This window comes from Citrobacter sp. RHBSTW-00986 (assembly GCF_013783065.1).
GTDB classification, from domain to species: domain Bacteria; phylum Pseudomonadota; class Gammaproteobacteria; order Enterobacterales; family Enterobacteriaceae; genus Citrobacter; species Citrobacter braakii.
On the sequence record NZ_CP056200.1, the window covers coordinates 3,073,195 to 3,093,741 of the forward strand.

Sequence of the window (20,547 nt, forward strand, 5' to 3'; positions counted from 1 at the left end):
GGGGTTACTGTATATCCATACAGTAACTCACAGGGCTGGATTGATTATGTACACTTCAGGTTATGCAAATCGTTCTTCGTCGTTCTCTTCCGCATCGAGCAGCATTGCGCGCGTTTCAGCAGAGAACGCTACCGCTGGGCTTATCAGTGAAGTGGTCTATCGCGAGGACCAGCCCATGATGACGCAGCTCCTGCTGCTTCCCCTGCTGCAACAGTTAGGGCAACAATCACGCTGGCAGTTGTGGCTGACGCCTCAGCAAAAATTAAGCCGTGAGTGGGTGCAGTCGGCCGGGCTTCCATTGACCAAAGTCATGCAAATCAGCCAGCTCTCCCCCTGCAATACGCTGGAATCGATGGTTCGTGCGCTGCGCACAGGTAACTACAGCGTCGTCATCGGCTGGTTGACGGAAGAATTAACCGAAGATGAACATGCCGAACTGGTAAAAGCGGCAGATGAAGGTAATGCGATGGGATTTATCATGCGTCCTGTTCGCGCTCAGACACTTGCGGGGAGACAGCATTCCGGGCTAAAAATTCACTCGAATTTGTATCATTGAGTAAAATTAGGAATTATCCTGGAATTTTTTTTCATGTTTTAATTTGCCATTGAGCTGTAACGCGTTTTCCGGCTGAAGGCCTGTCTGAAGCGGTTTTCAGGAAATCCTCAGTACATTTATTCATCTATAAATGTTAAATAATGTGTACACAAGCCTTTTTTTTTCATATGCCTGACGGACTTCACACTTGTAAGTTTTCAACTACGTTGTAGACTTTACATCGCCAGGGGTGCTCGGCATAAGCCGCAGATATCGGTAGAGTAACTATTGAACTGGTCCCCGGGTGAAGGATTTAACCGTGTTATCTCTCTTCGGAGATATTCATGGCGAATTTTGGATGATAACGAGGCGCAAAAAATGAAAAAGACAGCTATCGCAATTGCAGTGGCACTGGCTGGTTTCGCTACCGTGGCGCAGGCCGCTCCGAAAGATAACACCTGGTACACTGGTGCTAAACTGGGCTGGTCTCAGTACCATGATATTGGTAACAACCAGATCAACAACTCCGGTCCTACCCACGAAAGCCAACTGGGTGCTGGTGCGTTCGGTGGTTATCAGGTTAACCCGTACGTTGGTTTCGAAATGGGTTACGACTGGTTAGGTCGTATGCCGTACAAAGGCGCCGCCAATGATCCCTACAATAACGGCGCTTTCAAAGCTCAGGGCGTTCAGCTGACCGCTAAACTGGGTTACCCAATCACTGACGATCTGGACGTTTACACCCGTCTGGGTGGTATGGTTTGGCGTGCAGACGCTAAAAACAACGAAGGCTTCAAAGACCACGACACTGGTGTTTCCCCAGTATTCGCAGGTGGCGTAGAGTATGCAATTACTCCTGAAATCGCTACCCGTCTGGAATACCAGTGGACCAACAACATCGGTGACGCGAACACCGTTGGCGGTCGTCCGGATAACGGTCTGTTGAGCGTTGGTGTTTCCTACCGTTTCGGTCAGCAGGAAGAAGCAGCTCCAGTAGTTGTTGCTCCGGCTCCGGCTCCAGAAGTACAGACCAAACACTTCACTCTGAAGTCTGACGTTCTGTTCAACTTCAACAAAGCAACTCTGAAACCAGAAGGCCAGCAGGCTCTGGATCAGATGTACAGCCAGCTGAGCAACCTGGATCCGAAAGACGGTTCCGTAGTGGTTCTGGGCTTCACTGACCGCATCGGTTCTGACGCTTACAACCAGGGTCTGTCCGAGAAACGTGCTCAGTCCGTTGTTGATTACCTGATCTCTAAAGGTATTCCTTCTGACAAAATCTCTGCACGTGGCATGGGCGAATCCAACCCGGTTACTGGCAACACCTGTGACAACGTGAAAGCTCGCGCTGCACTGATCGACTGCCTGGCTCCGGATCGTCGTGTTGAGATCGAAGTTAAAGGTATCAAAGACGTTGTAACTCAGCCTCAGGCTTAAGTTATCGTCTTATAAAAAAACCCCGCTTTGCGGGGTTTTTTTTCACTTTTTATCAATCAAAGCACGCCTATACACAACACATTTAGCCATTCTGTGGTTATTCTTTTCCCAGCAGCGCCTGTAAATCCTGCTTCAATGTCGACATTTTATTCGCGTACTTCTCTTTATGCTCTGCGTCTTCAATCAGTTGCACAATAGTTTCAGAAAGCGTTTTGCCGCGCCGCTGCGCAAGCCCCGCTAAGCGCTGCCAGACCATAAATTCCAGATCGATAGATTTCTTTCGCGTATGCTGATGCTCCGCGTTAAAGTGCCGCTTACGCCTCGCTCGTATGGTTTGTTTCATACGATTTAGCAGCGCAGAGTTCATGTGTTCTTCAATCCAGGTATTGACCCGAACCGGTTCATTTTCGAGGGTTAGCAACAAATCAACGGCTTCTTCGGCAGCGCTGGCCTCTACGTAACGGGTGATTAACTCCCCCTCACGATGCTTCTTCACCAGATACTTCCATTTCCAGCCGCTTTCAAGGTTTTCAAGTTGTTGATATTTCATTGCGATCTCAATGTTACCGTGTAACTCTTATCAGAATATCAGCTTTTTCGGCATCTGAAGAAAAGAATATCCAGCCTGTGAACTGTCGCGCGTCATCGCATTCGTTTCACAGCGCTTTCCACGTGTGCAGTGATGATGGTTACGGTATAATCTCGTTTTTTACAACAGACTAAAAAACATCAACTTTGACCATTACGAAACTTGCATGGCGTGATCTGGTTCCTGACACCGATAGTTATCAGGAAGTATTTGCACAGCCGCACGTCACTGACGACACCGATACCTTACTTAGTGATACTCAGCCACGTTTACAATTTGCGCTGGAGCAGCTTCTTCAGCACTGGACGACGTCTTCGTTCATGCTGGTAAAAGCACCGGAAGAGCTTGAGTACATCAACCTTATTGCAGAGGCCGCGCGGCCTCTGCACTCGGATGCCGGAAGTCTCACCGGAGGTCATTATGATATCTCCGGTCACACTATCCGCTATCGTACAGCTGAGACAGCAGAAGACAATTTTGCGACATTAACCCAGGTAGTCTGCGCTGACTGGGTTGAAGCCGAACAACTGTTTGGCTGTCTGCGTCAGTTCAACGGCGAAATTACCCTACAGCCAGGCCTTGTGCATCAGGCCAACGGTGGTGTGCTGGTTATTTCGTTGCGCACGCTACTGGCCCAACCGCTGCTGTGGATGCGCCTGAAAGCCATTGTCAGCCACGAGCGTTTTGACTGGGTAGCTTTTGATGAGTCTCGCCCGCTGCCTGTCTCCGTTCCACCTATGCCGCTTAAACTCAAAGTGGTATTAGTTGGTGAACGTGAATCACTGGCAGACTTCCAGGACATGGAGCCGGAGTTGGCTGAGCAGGCTATTTATAGCGAGTTTGAAGATAATCTGCAGATAGTGGATGCCGAAACCATGACGCAGTGGTGTCAGTGGGTAACACATACCGCTACGCGCAACAATTTGCCCTACCCGGCCCCTGATGCCTGGCAAGTGCTGATCCGTGAAGCCGTTCGTTATACCGGCGAACAGGATACATTGCCGCTTAACCCGCTGTGGATCACCCGACAGTTCAAAGAAGTGGCCCCGTTATGCGAGGGCGAAACCTGCAACGCTGAGCAGTTCAGCCTGATGCTGACCCAGCGTGAATGGCGGGAAGGTTTCCTCGCCGAACGAATGCAGGATGAGATCCTGCAGGAACAGATCCTGATCGAGACGGAAGGCGAGCGTATTGGCCAAATCAACGCCCTGTCGGTGATTGAGTTTCCTGGCCACCCCCGCGCGTTTGGTGAGCCTTCTCGTATCAGTTGTGTGGTTCATATTGGCGACGGCGAATTTACGGATATTGAGCGCAAAGCCGAGCTTGGCGGAAATATTCATGCGAAGGGTATGATGATTATGCAGGCGTTCCTGATGTCGGAACTCCAGCTTGAACAGCAAATCCCCTTCTCTGCCTCGCTGACCTTTGAGCAATCCTATAGCGAAGTGGACGGCGACAGCGCGTCCATGGCAGAACTTTGCGCATTGATTAGCGCCCTCGCCGACGTTCCTGTTAATCAAAGCATCGCCATTACCGGTTCTGTCGATCAGTTTGGTCGGGCACAACCTGTTGGTGGTCTGAACGAGAAAATTGAAGGCTTCTTCGCCATCTGTCAGCAGCGTGAGCTGACAGGCACACAGGGCGTTATCATTCCTTCAGCGAATGTCAGACACCTGAGCCTGCAGCCCGCTCTGCTACAGGCCGTAGAAGAAGAAAAATTCACTATCTGGGCGGTGGACGACGTGACCGATGCGCTGCCACTGTTATTAAATCTGGTGTGGGATGGTGAAGGCCAAACAACGCTGATGCAAACTATCCAGGAGCGTATTGCTACGGCAACGCAGCAGGAAGGTCGTCACCGTTTTCCCTGGCCGCTACGTTGGCTGAACTGGATTATTCCGAACTGATCGGACTTGTTCAGCGTACACGTGTTAGCTATCCTGCGTGCTTCAATAAAATAAGGCTTACAGAGAACATGGTAGATAAACGCGAATCCTATACAAAAGAAGACCTTCTTGCCTCTGGTCGCGGTGAGCTGTTTGGCGCAAAAGGGCCACAACTGCCTGCACCAAGCATGCTGATGATGGACCGTGTCATCAAGATGACCGAAACCGGCGGCAACTTTGACAAAGGTTATGTTGAAGCTGAACTGGATATCAACCCGGACCTGTGGTTCTTCGGATGCCACTTTATCGGCGATCCGGTGATGCCGGGCTGCCTGGGTCTGGATGCCATGTGGCAGCTGGTTGGATTCTATCTCGGCTGGCTGGGCGGCGAAGGTAAAGGCCGCGCGCTGGGCGTAGGCGAAGTTAAATTCACCGGCCAGGTTCTGCCGACTGCGAAGAAAGTGACTTACCGCATTCACTTCAAACGCATCGTTAATCGTCGCCTGATCATGGGCTTGGCTGATGGTGAAGTGCTGGTTGATGGTCGTCTGATCTATACCGCAAACGATCTGAAAGTGGGTCTGTTCCAGGACACTTCCGCGTTCTAATCAAGGTCAGCTTAGCAGCCAGACATTAACGTCTATTCGTTTTGTCTGGTGGGCAAAAAGGCGAAACCTCCGCTCTGCGGAGGTTTCTTTTATCTAAAGAGACAGAATCAGGCCATTAAAACCCTATCCCCCATGGCTTCTCGCCAGCCTCCCAGCCAGTATGACCTCTGATTCAGCGTCTGATAGGGACACATTTCTTTTGAGCGTCCGGCAATGCCGGCCTGATATCCACGTTGATGTGCCCGTTCCAGGCGATCTCGTTTTTGTCTCTTCATGCCTCGTTTCCCTCATCTTTTGGGTCTGGTGGAAAAGAAAACAGTGATTACGAAGTGTGCAATCACACTAAAACGAATACCCCTAAACATCAGGCTCGTCAATGCGCAAAATTCACGCCAGTGTCATATTTGTGAGCTACCCGCAAAATCATTTGTACAAAAATAGTCTGTCAGAACAGCTATCTCCACGGCTAAAAAAATAAAAAAAACCGCCCCGGGCAATGAACCAGGGGCGGCATAATTTACAATTATTTAAGCTTAAGGGATGCGTTTCAGCTCCTGAGCAATTGCCGTCGCTTCCTGGCTCCAGGCGTTGGCCAGAACCTTCACCATCTCATCGTAGCCGTCTTTAGTCTGTACAGCTTCGATGTGGAATGGACGCTTGATCAACTGCCCCTGGTGATTCAGCAGCCATTCACCGCTCACGATGACCTTACCATCGTACCGACCGTGGAAGCCGGTCACGGTAACGTTCAACGTGTCCTGAGTGCTTCCCAGCGGCTGCGAAGCGACAACCCAGCCAGGCAACTGCATACTGAGGTTCGTAACCAGGGTATTGCGCAATTGCTGATCTAATGGGCTGGCCCAGAGATTATTATTCGCTATCACATATTGCACATCGCTGGTCTGGTAAACCACCCCATTACCCGCCAGATAGTCCGGGACCGCAATCTGTTCAACCCACAGCAGACGGTTACCCTGGTTAGCTGAGCTCTGTACGCCCCCTTGCGCGATAGGAAGCTGGTAATAGCTTTTATTTTCTCCGCTGGAGCTGCATGACGTCAGCCAGACCGCCATCATCGCCACTAGCCACTTTTTCATTGTTTCGCCCTCTTCGGCTCTGGATCTTTTTTGTCCTTCGCTTCAAATACCAGCGCATTGCTCTTATCGTTCAACGTTTTCAGTACCGGTTGCAGTTCTCGCAGCACCTGATCAAGACGCTGCATATCCGCCACCATCTTGTTGTAGGCGGCGGAACCCGGCTGGAAGCCCTGCATACTACGGTTCAGTTCGCGCAGCGTGTTCTGCATATCCGCCGGAAGATCCTGCATCGACTGACTGGACGTGATCTTATTCATGTTGTCCAGCGTGGTTTGCAGATGCTTCATCGTACGCTGGCTTTCCGACAACGTATTGGTCGCCTGCTCAATCATCGGGTTCAACGGCAGATTGTTAATCTTATCCAGCGCTTCCATCAGTCGCTGCTGGATCTGCGCCAGACCACCGCTCACGGTCGGAATAATTTGATAACCGTTAAATTCGCGCACACCGGTAATCGGCGGTTCTTTCGGGTAGAAGTCGAGATCGACATACAGAGCGCCAGTCACCAGGTTCCCGGTTTTCAGCGATGCCCGTAATCCGCGTTTAAGCAATTCAGCCAGATGAGCGCCAACATCAGTATCTTCTCCCAGCTGTGCCTTCAGACGTTCTGGTTCGATACGTACCAGCACCGGAATGCGGTAATCATTGTTGAAGACCTGACGCATATTCGGTGAGAAGAAAGGTACTTTACTTACCGTACCCAAACGGATGCCACGGAATTCCAGTGGCGCGCCGGGCTGCAGGCCACGAATTGAATCTTTAAAGAACATCAGGTAATCAATATGATCGGTATACAGTGAATCCTGAATACTTTTTTGGTCGTCATAAAGATTAAACGCAGACTGCTGTGCGACCGGTTCGCCTTGTTCCAGCCCTTCTGGCACATCAAAACTTACGCCACCGCCAAACAGCGTGGAGAGAGAGCCCATTTCCACGCGCATACCTGCCGAAGTAAGATCCACGGCGATCCCACTGTCCTTCCAGAAACGCACATTGCTGGTCACCAGACGATCGTTAGGCGCATTGATAAATAGCTGATAGCTAATCGTACGCTTTTGCGCATCAAATGTGCTGGTTTCAACCGAACCTACACGATAACCACGGAACAGAACCGGGTCGCCCGGGCTCAACTGACCGGCTTTTTTGCTGTCCAGAATCACACGGATCCCTTTCGCATCTGGCGGCGCCAGCGGCGGTGAATCCAGCAGTTGGTAATTTTCCAGCTTGCTGCCTTTATTGCCAGGCTGCAGTTCAATATAAGCCCCGGACAATAGCGTGCCGAGCCCACTGATACCTTCACGCCCAACCTGCGGCTTCACCACCCAAAAGACAGAATCTTTATGCAGCAGCTTTTCCATTCCGGAGTTAAGACGAGCTTTAATTTCCACATGGGTCAAATCATCAGTCAGGGTTGCGCTCTCGACGATACCGACATCCACGCTGCGGCTCTTAATCGTCGTTTTGCCTCCTTCAATACCTTCGGCATTGGTGGTAATCAGCGTGACTTGTGGCCCCTGATGACTGTAGTGATAAAACAGGACCCACGCGCCAATGAGGGCAGTGACTATAGGGAATATCCACACGGGCGACCAGTTTTTTACCTTTTGCACTTTGGCTTCCCCACTTTTAGATTCCATGCTGTCAGGACTCCTCATGATCTGGTTCACGGTCCCACGACAGACGGGGATCAAATGTCATCGCAGAAAACATTGTCATAATGACGACTAAAGCAAACATCAAAGCACCCATTGCAGGATAAATGTTCATTAACCCTCCCATGCGCACCAGCGCAGAGAGTACGGCAATTACAAAAACGTCGATCATTGACCAGCGACCGACAAATTCTACAACCTCGTAAATTAAATGCATTCGTTCACTGTCGCGTTTGCCGTGCCCTTTGGCATCCCAACACAGCCAGGCAATGGCGATCATTTTCAACGTCGGCACCATAATACTGGCGATAAAGATAACCGCAGCCACCGGGTAAGAGCCTTCGCTCCAGATTAAAACCACGCCCTCGAGTATCGTTGAAGGCAGCTTTGATCCGAGCAGATCGGTGATCATGATCGGCAGAATATTGGCAGGAAGATAAAGCATGATCGACGTAAACAGTAATGCCAATGTCCATTGCAGACTGTTTTTACGTCGCACATAACCTTTCGTCTGACAGCGTGGGCATACCAGCTCGTCTGCCGGAAGAATAGCGGTGCAGCAGGAACAGGAACGCAATCCTTGTCGGATGCCGGGCACACCAGGCTTTAATTCCTGCTTAATGGCTGGCATAGGGGCAATATCATCCCACAGCCAACGGCGATCCACACACTGGAAAGCCCGCAACTGGAGCATACAAAACATGCACCACGGGATGAAGCTGCTGCCCACGCCGATATCGCCGTAGGCCATCAGCTTAACAAAGCTCACCAGCACGCCCGCGAGGAAAATTTCTGCCATTCCCCAGCTTTTTAACTGAAACAAAATACGCGCCAGCCATGTTTTAAGCCGCTCAGGCATATGAACCCGATTCACCAACAGCAAAATGGTCAACAAGCAAAAAGCGGGAACCAACTGAACGAATAAGATAAAGAAGGTACCGAGGCTGGCGTAATCTTCCGAAAAGAGAACGCTGGGGATTTGCAGCAGCGTCACTTCGCTGCTCACCCCCGCAACATTCATATTCACAAAGGGAAAGAGGTTTGACAAAAGCAGCATAAATAATGCTGCTAACACATAGGCGGTAGGACGCTGCCGTGGCGCGTCCCACTCAACCGTTAACGTAGTGCCACATCGTGGACATGCCGCTTTCTGACCATGCTCAAGGCGAGGTAACGCCACCAGCATGTCACACTGCGAGCACAGAATATGCTTCGCGGCATGGTGATGTTCGCACATATGTGCTCCTTTAAATTATGCGCCGTTCTTCAAAGACTCAAGATACTCCCAGCGCTCAAAGGCTTGCTCAAGTTCTTGTTCAGCTTCGTTCAGATTAGCTAATACCTGTTGCGTTTGCTCATGCGGCTGACTGAAAAAAGCGGCGTCAGCTACCTGAGCTTGTAATGCTTCCAGTTTAGCTTCCAGTTCTTCAAGCAGCGCGGGGAGCAGCTCCAGTTCGCGCTGCAGTTTATAGCTTAGTTTGCTCGTGCTGCGTTTGACAATTTCTGCTTTAGGAGCAACGGTTTCCTCTTTTTTTTTCGCAACTGGCTGTTTAAACGCCACATACTGCGATTGCTGGCTGCGGGCATCATGATAACCGCCGACATAACGACCAATTTTACCGCCGCCTTCGAAGATCCAGCATTCGGTTACGGTATTATCCACAAACTGACGGTCGTGGCTCACCAGCAGCACGGTGCCCTGGTAGCTATCAATCAGCTCTTCAAGCAGTTCCAGCGTTTCGACGTCCAGATCGTTCGTTGGTTCATCGAGAATCAAAAGATTACTGGGTTTGAGAAAAAGACGCGCCAGCAGTAGGCGATTGCGTTCCCCACCAGAGAGCGCACGTACTGGCGTCATCGCCCGTTTCGGATGGAACAGGAAATCCTGGAGATAGCCCAGCACATGGCGAGGTTTACCGTTAACCAGCACCTCTTGCTTACCCTCAGCAAGGTTGTCCATCACGGTTTTATCCGGATCCAGTTCGGCGCGGTGCTGATCGAAATACGCCACTTCCAGCTTCGTGCCGACGTGAATGCGTCCGCTGTCAGCCTGAAGCTGACCTAACATCAGCTTCAGCAGCGTTGTTTTACCGCAGCCGTTAGGTCCAATTAGCGCAATCTTGTCGCTACGTTGCACCTGCGCGGAGAAATCTTTTACCAGTTGCTTTCCATCAACCTGGTAATCAACATTCTCCATTTCGAAGACAATCTTGCCAGAACGGCTCGCCTCTTCGACCTGCATCTTCGCCGTGCCCATCACTTCGCGACGTTCGCCACGCTCGCGACGCATGGCTTTCAGCGCCCGCACGCGGCCTTCATTACGGGTACGACGCGCTTTGATGCCCTGACGGATCCAGACTTCTTCCTGCGCCAGCTTGCGATCAAATTCCGCGTTTTGGAGATCTTCCACCCGCAGCGCTTCTTCTTTATCCAGCAGATACTGATCGTAGTTCCCCGGATAGGTCACCAGCTTGCCGCGGTCGAGATCGACAATACGCGTCGCCATATTGCGAATAAATGAACGGTCGTGGGAAATGAAAATAATTGTCCCATTGAAGGATTTCAGGAACCCTTCCAGCCAGTCGATAGTTTCAATATCCAGGTGGTTAGTTGGTTCATCCAGCAGCAGTACGCGCGGGTTGCTCACTAACGCGCGGCCCAGCGCCGCCTTACGCAGCCAGCCGCCCGAAAGCGAAGAAAGCGCGGCGTTAGGATCCAGTCCCAGTTGCGCCAGCACTTCATTAATGCGGCTTTCGAGCTGCCACAGATTATGGTGATCGAGCATTTCCTGAACCCGCGCCATTTCATTCAGGTTTCTGTCGCTGGGATCGGTCATCACCAGGCGCGAAATATCGTGATAACGCTTCAGATATTCAGCCTGTTCCTCAATACCTTCGGCAACGAAGTCATAGACGCTGCCCACAACATTACGCGGCGGATCCTGCTGCAGACGCGCCACAACCAGGTCCTGCTCATAAATAATACGCCCGTCGTCAAGACCCTGTTCACGGTTGAGGATCTTCATCAGCGTCGACTTACCTGCGCCATTACGGCCAACCAGACAGACGCGTTCGTTATCTTCGATATGCAGTTCTGCATTATCAAGAAGCGGCGCATCGCTGAACGACAGCCATGCACCATGCATACTGATCAATGACATTTATTTATCCTTTCAGGCTGCGGTAATCAGCCAGCAATTGTGGATCTGGCGGTTACGGGCAAAATCCTGGGAAAGCGTTTTTTGGGTGATTTCTTGTGCTTTTAATCCCAGTTCAGCCAGACCGTCGAGATCCATACGGAACCCACGCTTGTTGTTGGAGAACATGATCGTGCCGTCTTTACGCAGCAGACGTTTCAGATCTTTCATCAGCGCCAGATGATCGCGCTGTACATCAAACGAGTCTTCCATACGTTTTGAGTTAGAGAACGTCGGCGGATCGATGAAAATCAGATCAAACTGTTCATTGGCATCGCGCAGCCAGCCCAGGCAATCGGCCTGAATTAAACGGTGAGCGCGACCACTCAGGCCGTTCAAGCGCAGGTTACGCTCAGCCCACTCCAGGTAGGTACGCGACATATCAACTGTCGTGGTACTACGCGCACCGCCCAGTCCGGCATGAACGCTGGCACTGCCGGTGTAGGAGAACAGGTTAAGGAAATCCTTACCTTTACTCATCTGGCCCAGCATACGGCGCGCAATACGGTGATCGAGGAACAAACCGGTATCAAGATAGTCTGTCAGGTTGACCCACAGGCGCGCGTTGTACTCGCTTACCTCAATGAATTCACCCTTCTCATTCATCTTCTGATACTGGTTCTTCCCTTTCTGCCGCTCACGAGTTTTCAGCACCAGTTTATTTGGCGCGATTTCCAGGACCGACAACGTTGCGGCAATGATATCGAACAGACGTTGACGTGCTTTTTGCGCATCGACCGTCTTCGGCGGAGCGTATTCCTGAACCACGACCCACTCACCGTAACGGTCCACTGCAACGTTGTATTCCGGCAGGTCAGCATCATACAGGCGATAGCATTCAATTCCTTCCTGACGAGCCCATTTTTCCAGCTTCTTGATATTCTTGCGCAGGCGATTGGCATAATCTTCCGCGACCGTGGCTGGCTTGCTGTCCGCAGTGGTCTCTGCAACGTGATAGTTTTTCTGTACGCAATCCAGCGGACCGTTTTTCGCTTTGAACTGCTTGTCAGCACGTAATTGCAGGCTGCTGAGCAAATCCGGAGAGGCGCTGAACAGAGACAAATTCCAGCCGCCAAACTGGTTTTTCATCGTACGGCCCAGCAAGCTATGCAGGGCAATCAGCGCCGGTTCGCTATCCAGACGTTCGCCGTAGGGCGGGTTACTGATCACCGTACCATACGGTCCCTTCGGCAGTGGATTACTCAGTTTGGCGACATCTTTAACGTCAAATGTCATCAGATCGGCAATACCTGCGCGGCGGGCGTTACTACGCGCTTTTTCAATCACGCGCGCATCGCTGTCGGAGCCATAGAAGTGCGAAGTATAGTCAGCAAGCCCCTTACGCGCACGAACCTGAGCTTCGGCTTTAACCTCTTGCCAGACGGCTTCATCGTGCTGTGCCCAACCGCTAAAGCCCCAGTACCCGCGATGCAGGCCCGGCGCGCGATCGGTTGCCCACATCGCCGCTTCAATCAGCAGCGTGCCGGAGCCGCACATCGGATCGAGTAACGGTGTGCCCGGCTGCCAGCCAGAACGCATAACAATAGCGGCGGCCAGCGTCTCTTTAATCGGCGCCTGACCCGCGCGATCGCGATAACCGCGCTGATGCAAACCGTCACCGCTCAGATCAAGTGCAATGCTGGCGGTATCTTTGTTCAACCAGACATTGATTCGCAGATCCGGAGATTCACGATCCACATTCGGACGCGGCAGATTTTTGCGGGTAAAGGCATCGACAATCGCATCCTTGACCTTCAGCGCGCCGTACTGGCTGTTACGAATGGTCTCGTTCAGGCCGCTAAAATGGACGGCAAACGTAGCACCAGGATTAAATATCTCTGTCCAGTCGATTGCCTGAACGCCGAGGTACAGATCAAGATCGCTGTAGACCTTGCACTCTCCCATCGGCAGGATAATGCGCGAGGCCAGGCGGCTCCACATCAGGCTCTGGTAAACAAGCCGCGTGTCGCCCTTAAAATGGACCCCACCCTGAACGACCTGACACTCCAGCGCGCCGAGGTTTTCCAGTTCAGTTTTTAACAGCTCTTCCAGCCCACGGGCCGTACTGGCAAACAGAGAATTCATAATGTCACTTTTACTCCTAGAAAATTGCTGCGCATTATAGCTAATATGGGCTGTATGTCATAAAGTTGAAGGCTTATTTTCGTTCAAGGGGCTGTGCAGTGGTAACGTTGACCCGACTTTTTATTCATCCGGTTAAATCAATGCGTGGAATTGGACTCACGCACGCCCTGGCAGACGTGAGCGGTCTCGCCCTGGATCGTATATTTATGATTACCGAACCCGACGGGACGTTCATTACCGCCCGACAGTTCCCACAAATGGTCCGCTTTACCCCTTCCCCTTTCCACGATGGACTTCATCTCACGGCTCCAGACGGCAGCAGCGCGCTCGTGCGATTCGCAGACTTCGCCACCCAGGATGCGCCGACTGAAGTGTGGGGAAACCATTTTACCGCGCGTATTGCGCCAGCGGCTATCAACCTGTGGCTGAGCGGCTTTTTCTCCCGTGACGTGCAGTTGCGCTGGGTGGGTCCGCAACTGACACGCCGGGTGAAGCGCCACGCTGATGTTCCGTTGTCCTTCGCCGATGGTTATCCCTACCTGCTGGCCAACGAAGCATCTCTGCGCGATGTGCAACAGCGCTGTCCGGCAAGCGTCAAAATGGAACAGTTTCGCCCCAATCTGGTGGTTTCGGGGGCTGACGCCTGGGCAGAAGACACCTGGAAAGTGATTCGCATTGGCGACGTCATTTTTGATGTGGCAAAACCCTGTAGCCGCTGCATTTTCACTACCGTTAGTCCAGAAAAAGGCCAGAAACATCCGTCTGGCGAGCCGCTCGCCACGCTGCAAACCTTCCGGACAGCGGTGGATAACGGCGACGTTGATTTCGGCCAGAATCTTATCGCACGCAACAGTGGCGTTATTCGCGTCGGCGATGAGGTAGAGATTTTGGCAACCGGTCCCGCCAGAGCTTACGGTGCGACGGAGTCAGACGATACAGCACAGGAACAACAACCCGATGCCACGGTACTTATTGACTGGCAGGGACAGACCTTTCGCGGAAATAATCAGCAGGTATTGCTTGAACAGCTGGAAAATCAGGGTATCCGGGTGCCCTATTCATGCCGGGCAGGAATTTGCGGATGCTGTCGAATTCGACTGTTGGAAGGCGAAGTTAGTCCGCTGAAAAAATCAGCGATTGGGGATGACGGGACGATTCTGTGCTGCAGTTGCGTTCCCAAAACGACAATCAGGCTGGAGAGTTAAACCGCCTGCTCAAGGCTGAAATTGTCGGCAATAACCTGCGGTTTCAGTCGGTCATTCATTATTTTAATCGCGTCGCCAAGTTGCATTGTTCGCCCGGCAATAACCACACCAGGTTGTGCAAGCAGACAAAGCGCGGCATTTTCACCCGGTTCAACCACTAACAGGTTTACCTGTTCATCCGTATCGCTTAAATCCACACAAGCAGCATCCCCCACGACTGGCGACCAGTTAATACCGTGTGCGACAAAGTGCCAGCTTTTTGGCATTTGCGGTTTAAGGTAACGAATCGCTACCAGCGCATTAAGCACCAGTTCCGCCTTTTGCTCTTTGGCTAAATCCAGGTAGCGACATTTTTCTTCAAAGGAAAAATAAAGCGCGGCGTCATCAACACAAAAACCCGACGGAGAAAATGCATCCGGAGTGAGCATTTTACGAGCAAAACGCGAACGGAATAACATGCCATTGGCCAAATCGAGCATCATACGATCGTGCTCTTCATCATAATACCAGCGCCAGTTATCGTCGGGTTTAATTCGCATCAGTTTCTCTCCTTTCCTTAATCATCACCATTACGACAGTATCCTTTTGCCGCTTCGTTTATTGCCTTAATAATAAAAGTTCAGAATGTTTAAATAAGCAACAGTAAAGGAATATAAAACAACCAGGGCCAGAAATAAAGCCCTGGATTGTGATTAAGGTAGCATTCAGATATTGGTGACGATTTCTTTAATCAACGGTGGGCCTTTAAAAATAAAGCCCGAATAAATCTGTACCAAAGAAGCACCGGCAGCTATTTTCTCACGCGCCGCGATTACTGAGTCGATACCACCAACCCCAATAATCGGCAGCTGACCTTTTAATTCCTGAGACAACTGGCGAATAATTTCTGTACTTTTTAATTGTAACGGTCGACCGCTGAGGCCGCCCATTTGATCGCAATTTTTCATTCCCTGAACGAGAGAACGATCGAGAGTGGTGTTAGTCGCAATTACGCCATCAATATTATGACGAACTAAACTGTCAGCAACCTGGATCAGTTCTTCCACAGAAAGATCCGGGGCGATCTTAACCGCCACTGGAACATATTTATGGTGGATCGTTTGCAGATCATTTTGCTTATTTTTAATTGCCGTCAGAAGATCATCCAGCGCCTCACCATATTGCAGCGTACGTAATCCCGGCGTATTCGGTGAAGAGATATTAATCGCGATATAACCAGCATAAGCATAGACTTTTTCCATACAAATCAGATAGTCATCTTTGCCGTTCTCTACCGGAGTATCTTTATTCTTACCAATATTAATCCCCAGAATACCGTCAAAATGCGATTTTTTGACGTTCTCAACCAGGTTATCAACCCCCAGGTTATTAAACCCCATGCGGTTGATCAAACCTTCTGCATCGACCAGACGAAACAGACGTGGTTTATCATTACCCGGCTGAGGACGCGGCGTCACGGTACCAATCTCAATGGAACCAAATCCCATCGCGCCGAGCGCATCAATGCACTCCCCGTCTTTATCCAGTCCAGCAGCAAGCCCGAGTGGATTTTTAAACGTCAGCCCCATACAGGTAACCGGTTTTGCGGGTACTTTCTGGCGGACAAGCGCTTCGAGTGGCGTGCCGGTAATGCGACGTAATTGCTGGAATGTCAATTCATGAGCGCGCTCTGGATCGAGCTGGAAAAGGGCTTTACGAACGAAGGGGTAGTACATGAACTCTCCTGGATTCCCGGTGTGCAAACCGGGGGCGTATTATGTGCGATCGCGAGCAAAAAGGGAATTGACCTGCGGCAATAAATAGCAATCGTTTTCCTGCTTCCTCCTTTTTATTCATTTTTCAACGTTTCTATCCCGTATAAATCATTTCGATAAACAAAGTCTCTCTGCCAGACTGCACAAATTGTTATCAATGTTAATTAAAAGAAAACAATTGGTTATAAGGGGAGAATAAAATTATGCGCGTCATCACTCTGGCGGGAAGCCCACGCTTTCCCTCTCGCTCCAGCGCGTTGCTGGAATATGCCCGAGAAAAATTGAACGGCCAGGATGTCGAAGTCTTTCACTGGAACCTGCACAACTTTGCCCCGGAAGACCTGATCTATGCCCGTTTTGACAGTCCGGCGCTGAAGACTTTTATCGAACAACTGCAGGATGCAGACGGGCTGATTGTCGCAACGCCGGTCTACAAAGCCGCTTACTCTGGCGCACTGAAAACGCTGCTCGATCTACTCCCCGAGCGGGCGCTGGAAGGAAAAGTGGTTTTGCCGCTGGCGACCGGCGGCAGCGTGGCGCATTTACTGGCCGTCGATTACGCGCTGAAACCGGTGCTGAGCGCGTTAAAGGCTCAGGAGATCCTGCACGGCGTGTTTGCCGATGATTCGCAGGTCATCGATTATCAGCATAAACCGCAGTTTACGCCCAACCTGCAGCAGCGCCTGGACAGTGCGCTCGACACTTTCTGGCTGGCGTTGCATCGTCGCGATCTCCAACTCCCGCAACTGAACGCCCTGCGAGGTGCCGCCCATGCTTAATCTGCTCAAGCGTCACACCCCATGGCTGGCATTTACCGGGCTGCTGTCCCTGTCATCCTTGGTGCATGCCGCAGAATCGGCTCCGGATGCCCTGCGCATTGGCTACCAGAAAGGAAGCGTCAGCATGGTGCTGGCAAAAAGTCATCAGCTACTGGAGAAACGTTACCCACAGACCAAAATCTCGTGGATTGAGTTCCCGGCTGGACCGCAAATGTTGGAAGCACTCAATATCGGCAGTATCGATCTCGGCAGTACCGGTGACATTCCGCCAATTTTCGCCCAGGCCGCCGGAGCCGATCTGGTTTATGTGGGCGTCGAACCACCCAAACCGAAAGCCGAAGTGATTCTGGTGCCGAAAAATAGCCCGATCCAGAGCGTTGCGCAGCTCAAAGGGCATAAAGTCGCCTTCCAGAAAGGTTCCAGCGCCCACAATTTACTGCTCCGGGCGCTGCAACAGGCAGGGTTGAAATTTACCGATATTCAACCGACTTATCTGACCCCCGCCGATGCGCGAGCGGCCTTCCAGCAAGGAAACGTCGATGCGTGGGCTATCTGGGATCCCTACTATTCGGCCGCATTACTGCAAGGTGATGTGCGCGTGCTGAAAGACGGCTCAGACCTCAAGCAGACCGGTTCGTTTTATCTCGCTGCACGTCCTTATGCCGAAAAAAATAGCGCTTTTGTTCTTGGCGTGCTGGATACCTTTAGCCAGGCGGATGCGTTAACTCTCAGCCAACGCCAGCAAAGCATTACTCTGCTGGCTAAAACCATGGGCCTGCCCGAGCCGGTAATTGCGTCTTATCTGGATCACCGTCCGCCAACCACCATTACGCCCGTCAGCGCCTCGGTTGCCGCCCTACAACAACAAACCGCCGATCTGTTTTATGACAACCGTCTGGTGCCGAAAAAAATCGATATTCGCCAGCGTATCTGGCAACCCACTCAGCAGGCAGGAGAAAAATTATGAGTCTGAACATGTTCTGGTTTTTACCCACCCACGGTGACGGTCATTATCTGGGGACGGAAGAAGGTTCGCGCCCGGTCGATCACGGTTATTTGCAACAAATTGCGCAAACAGCCGATCGCCTGGGATTTACTGGCGTTCTGATCCCAACCGGTCGCTCCTGTGAAGATGCCTGGCTGGTCGCCGCGTCGATGATCCCGGTCACCCAGCGATTAAAGTTTCTGGTCGCGCTACGTCCAAGCGTAACCTCGCCGACGGTCGCCGCCCGCCAGGCCGCGACGCTCGACAGACTCTCTAACGGCCGGGCGTTGTTCAACCTGGTAACCGGCAGCGATCCACAAGAGCTAGCGGGTGACGGCGTGTTCCTTGATCACACCGAGCGCTATGAAGCCTCTGCTGAATTCACTCAGGTCTGGCGGCGTTTGCTGCAAGGTGAAACCGTGGATTTCAACGGCAAACACATTCATGTCCGCGGCGCGAAACTGTTTTTCCCTCCTGTACAACAACCCCGGCCACCGCTTTATTTCGGCGGTTCGTCTGATGTCGCCCAAGATCTTGCTGCCGAGCAGGTTGATCTCTATCTGACCTGGGGCGAGCCGCCTGAACAGGTGAAAGAGAAGATTGAACAGGTGCGGGCCAAAGCGGCGGCGCTCGGGCGCAAGATCCGCTTTGGTATTCGTCTGCATGTGATCGTCCGGGAGACAACGCAAGAGGCGTGGCAGGCAGCGGATCGTCTGATAGCCCATCTGGATGACGACACCATTGCCAAAGCCCAGGCCGCCTTCTCAAGAACGGATTCGGTTGGTCAGCAGCGAATGGCTGCACTGCACAACGGTAAACGCGACAAACTGGAAATCAGCCCGAACCTGTGGGCAGGAGTAGGACTGGTGCGCGGTGGCGCGGGTACCGCGCTGGTCGGAGATGGTCCGACGGTCGCGGCGCGTATCAACGAGTATGCCGCACTGGGAATCGACAGTTTTGTGTTGTCCGGGTATCCACATCTGGAAGAGGCATACAAGGTTGGCGAGCTGCTGTTCCCACATCTGGATGTCGCTATACCAGAAATTCCGCAGCCGCAGCGCCAGCATCAACAAGGCGAAGCGGTGGCAAACGAATTTATCCCACGCAAAATCGCGCAAAGCTAAGGAGCCTGCTGATGGCAACGCCGAAAAACAGGTGGTTACTGCGCCTCGTGCCCTGGTTTTTACCGGTTGGGTTGGTCGCGCTCTGGCAGCTCGCATCATCAATGGGCTGGTTGTCCACCCGCATCCTGCCCTCTCCGGAGGGCGTTGTCGAAGCCTTCTGGACGCTTTCCGCCAGCGGCGAGCTTTGGCAGCATCTGGCGATCAGCTCCTGGCGCGCGCTGGTAGGCTTCTCCATCGGCGGATCGATTGGCCTGACGCTGGGACTGATTAGCGGTCTTTCGCGGTGGGGAGAACGCCTGCTGGATACTTCGGTGCAGATGCTGCGTAACGTGCCGCATCTGGCGCTGATCCCACTGGTGATTTTGTGGTTCGGCATTGATGAATCCGCCAAGATCTTTCTCGTCGCGCTGGGCACGCTTTTTCCGATTTACATCAACACCTGGCATGGGATCCGCAATATCGATCGCGGTCTGGTAGAGATGGCTCGCAGCTATGGGCTGTCTGGTTTTTCACTATTTATTCATGTGATCCTCCCCGGCGCCCTGCCCTCGATTATGGTTGGCGTGCGTTTTGCTCTCGGGCTGATGTGGTTGACGCTTATTGTCGCGGAAACCATTTCAGCCAATGCTGGCATTGGTTACCTGGCAATGAACGCCCGCGAATTTCTGCAAACCGATGTGGTCGTGGTGGCCATTATTCTCTACGCCCTGCTCGGCAAACTTGCCGACGTCAGCGCCCAATGGCTGGAGCGAATCTGGCTGCGCTGGAACCCGGCTTACCATGTGAAGGAGGCTACCGTATGAATACCGCTCGTTTGAACCAAGGCACGCCGCTTTTACTGAGTGCCGTGACGAAACAATACGCCGCCAATACGGTGCTCAATCAGTTAGATTTGCACATTCAGGCCGGACAGTTTGTTGCCGTGGTTGGCCGCAGCGGAGGAGGAAAAAGCACGTTGCTGCGTCTGCTGGCTGGGCTGGAGTCTCCCACCTCAGGTGCATTACTTGCCGGAACCACCCCGCTGGCAGAAATTCAGGAGGATACGCGAATGATGTTTCAGGATGCGCGTCTGCTGCCCTGGAAGACGGTTATCGATAATGTGGGTCTGGGTCTGAAAGGTCACTGGCGCGATGCGGCCCGGGACGCTCTGGCCGCAGTTGGGCTGGAGAATCGTGCTCAGGAATGGCCTGCTGCCCTGTCCGGTGGACAAAAACAGCGCGTGGCCCTGGCGCGGGCATTAATTCATCGTCCCGGTCTGCTGCTGCTCGATGAACCTCTCGGTGCGCTGGATGCCTTAACCCGCCTTGAAATGCAGGAACTGATTGTCTCTTTATGGCAAGAGCACGGTTTTACCGTACTGCTGGTCACCCATGACGTCAGTGAAGCGGTGGCAATGGCCGATCGCGTGTTGCTTATTGAAGATGGAAAAATCGGATTGGATTTAACGGTGGATATTGCGCGACCACGCCGGATTGGTTCGGTGCGTCTGGCAGAGCTGGAAGCGGAAGTGTTGAACCGGGTAATGCAGCGTAGCGAAACGGAACAGCCGATCCGCCAGCATGGATAAGCATTCAGAAAAATCAGGCCCAGTAAGCGCAAGCGCCACCGGGCCTTT

Annotated in this window: 19 protein-coding genes; 10 read left to right on the plus strand and 9 right to left on the minus strand. The window is 52.2% G+C overall.

What is annotated here, in order from left to right; all coding sequences use genetic code 11:
* Window positions 1-46: 46 nt before the first annotated feature.
* A complete protein-coding gene (gene sulA / locus HV345_RS15085; protein ID WP_032931135.1) occupies window positions 47-556 on the plus strand; it encodes an SOS-induced cell division inhibitor SulA in 510 nt (169 codons plus the stop codon).
* A gap of 357 nt (window positions 557-913) precedes the next feature.
* Window positions 914-1,972 carry a porin OmpA gene (ompA, locus tag HV345_RS15090; protein ID WP_181635758.1) on the plus strand — a complete coding sequence of 353 codons (1,059 nt, stop codon included), beginning with the start codon at window positions 914-916 and terminating at the stop codon, window positions 1,970-1,972.
* 97 nt (window positions 1,973-2,069) lie between these two features.
* On the opposite strand, the gene matP is transcribed toward ompA, so the two are convergent.
* Window positions 2,070-2,522, minus strand: a complete 453-nt coding sequence (gene matP / locus HV345_RS15095; RefSeq protein WP_016152480.1) for a macrodomain Ter protein MatP — start codon at window positions 2,520-2,522, stop codon at window positions 2,070-2,072.
* A 185-nt stretch (window positions 2,523-2,707) separates the two neighbouring features.
* Between matP and HV345_RS15100 the strand changes: the two genes are divergently transcribed.
* Together HV345_RS15100 and fabA are read left to right on the plus strand one after the other, a co-directional pair.
* Window positions 2,708-4,468, plus strand: a complete 1,761-nt coding sequence (locus HV345_RS15100; RefSeq protein ID WP_047414152.1) for a Lon protease family protein — start codon at window positions 2,708-2,710, stop codon at window positions 4,466-4,468.
* A gap of 68 nt (window positions 4,469-4,536) precedes the next feature.
* Window positions 4,537-5,055, plus strand: coding sequence for a bifunctional 3-hydroxydecanoyl-ACP dehydratase/trans-2-decenoyl-ACP isomerase (gene fabA / locus HV345_RS15105; protein WP_003035875.1), 519 nt, complete (start codon window positions 4,537-4,539; stop codon window positions 5,053-5,055).
* 107 nt (window positions 5,056-5,162) lie between these two features.
* Here the strand turns inward: fabA and rmf are convergent, their stop codons facing one another.
* The 6 genes from rmf to rlmKL all read right to left on the minus strand — a co-directional run bounded on the left by rmf (window position 5,163) and on the right by rlmKL (window position 13,085).
* Entirely contained in the window at window positions 5,163-5,330 is a 168-nt protein-coding gene (rmf, locus tag HV345_RS15110; RefSeq protein WP_003035871.1) for a ribosome modulation factor, read from the minus strand.
* A 258-nt stretch (window positions 5,331-5,588) separates the two neighbouring features.
* Window positions 5,589-6,152 (minus strand): membrane integrity-associated transporter subunit PqiC, encoded by a 564-nt coding sequence (gene pqiC, locus HV345_RS15115; RefSeq protein WP_075847055.1) that lies wholly within the window; start codon window positions 6,150-6,152, stop codon window positions 5,589-5,591.
* Window positions 6,149-7,789, minus strand: a complete 1,641-nt coding sequence (gene pqiB, locus HV345_RS15120) for an intermembrane transport protein PqiB (RefSeq protein WP_003836843.1) — start codon at window positions 7,787-7,789, stop codon at window positions 6,149-6,151. The genes pqiC and pqiB overlap by 4 nt, the downstream gene beginning before the upstream one ends.
* A gap of 4 nt (window positions 7,790-7,793) precedes the next feature.
* Window positions 7,794-9,041: a membrane integrity-associated transporter subunit PqiA gene (gene pqiA, locus HV345_RS15125; RefSeq protein WP_016152477.1), complete on the minus strand. Its 1,248-nt coding sequence runs from the start codon at window positions 9,039-9,041 to the stop codon at window positions 7,794-7,796.
* A gap of 15 nt (window positions 9,042-9,056) precedes the next feature.
* A complete protein-coding gene (locus HV345_RS15130; RefSeq protein WP_181635759.1) occupies window positions 9,057-10,964 on the minus strand; it encodes an ABC transporter ATP-binding protein in 1,908 nt (635 codons plus the stop codon).
* Window positions 10,965-10,976: 12 nt separating this feature from the next.
* A complete protein-coding gene (rlmKL, locus tag HV345_RS15135; protein ID WP_016152475.1) occupies window positions 10,977-13,085 on the minus strand; it encodes a bifunctional 23S rRNA (guanine(2069)-N(7))-methyltransferase RlmK/23S rRNA (guanine(2445)-N(2))-methyltransferase RlmL in 2,109 nt (702 codons plus the stop codon).
* Between the two features lie 98 nt (window positions 13,086-13,183).
* Between rlmKL and HV345_RS15140 the strand changes: the two genes are divergently transcribed.
* Window positions 13,184-14,290, plus strand: coding sequence for a YcbX family protein (locus HV345_RS15140; RefSeq protein ID WP_181635760.1), 1,107 nt, complete (start codon window positions 13,184-13,186; stop codon window positions 14,288-14,290).
* Here the strand turns inward: HV345_RS15140 and zapC are convergent.
* Both zapC and pyrD read right to left on the minus strand, forming a co-directional pair.
* Window positions 14,287-14,829: a cell division protein ZapC gene (gene zapC / locus HV345_RS15145; RefSeq protein WP_181635761.1), complete on the minus strand. Its 543-nt coding sequence runs from the start codon at window positions 14,827-14,829 to the stop codon at window positions 14,287-14,289. The two genes, HV345_RS15140 and zapC, sit on opposite strands and share 4 nt — an antisense overlap.
* Window positions 14,830-14,994: 165 nt before the next feature.
* On the minus strand, window positions 14,995-16,005 hold the full coding sequence (gene pyrD, locus HV345_RS15150; RefSeq protein ID WP_019076409.1) for a quinone-dependent dihydroorotate dehydrogenase: 1,011 nt from the start codon (window positions 16,003-16,005) through the stop codon (window positions 14,995-14,997).
* 242 nt (window positions 16,006-16,247) lie between these two features.
* On the opposite strand from pyrD, the gene ssuE reads away from it, so the two are divergent.
* The 5 genes from ssuE to ssuB are packed head-to-tail and all read left to right on the plus strand — an operon-like array spanning window position 16,248 to window position 20,499.
* Window positions 16,248-16,823: an NADPH-dependent FMN reductase gene (gene ssuE, locus HV345_RS15155; RefSeq protein ID WP_016152471.1), complete on the plus strand. Its 576-nt coding sequence runs from the start codon at window positions 16,248-16,250 to the stop codon at window positions 16,821-16,823.
* Window positions 16,816-17,790 carry a sulfonate ABC transporter substrate-binding protein gene (locus HV345_RS15160; protein ID WP_181635762.1) on the plus strand — a complete coding sequence of 325 codons (975 nt, stop codon included), beginning with the start codon at window positions 16,816-16,818 and terminating at the stop codon, window positions 17,788-17,790. Before ssuE ends, HV345_RS15160 begins: the two co-directional genes overlap by 8 nt.
* Window positions 17,787-18,932: an FMNH2-dependent alkanesulfonate monooxygenase gene (gene ssuD, locus HV345_RS15165; RefSeq protein ID WP_016156131.1), complete on the plus strand. Its 1,146-nt coding sequence runs from the start codon at window positions 17,787-17,789 to the stop codon at window positions 18,930-18,932. The genes HV345_RS15160 and ssuD overlap by 4 nt, the downstream gene beginning before the upstream one ends.
* A gap of 11 nt (window positions 18,933-18,943) precedes the next feature.
* Window positions 18,944-19,735, plus strand: a complete 792-nt coding sequence (gene ssuC, locus HV345_RS15170) for an aliphatic sulfonate ABC transporter permease SsuC (RefSeq protein ID WP_181635763.1) — start codon at window positions 18,944-18,946, stop codon at window positions 19,733-19,735.
* On the plus strand, window positions 19,732-20,499 hold the full coding sequence (gene ssuB / locus HV345_RS15175; protein ID WP_101699886.1) for an aliphatic sulfonates ABC transporter ATP-binding protein: 768 nt from the start codon (window positions 19,732-19,734) through the stop codon (window positions 20,497-20,499). Before ssuC ends, ssuB begins: the two co-directional genes overlap by 4 nt.
* Window positions 20,500-20,547: the final 48 nt, after the last annotated feature.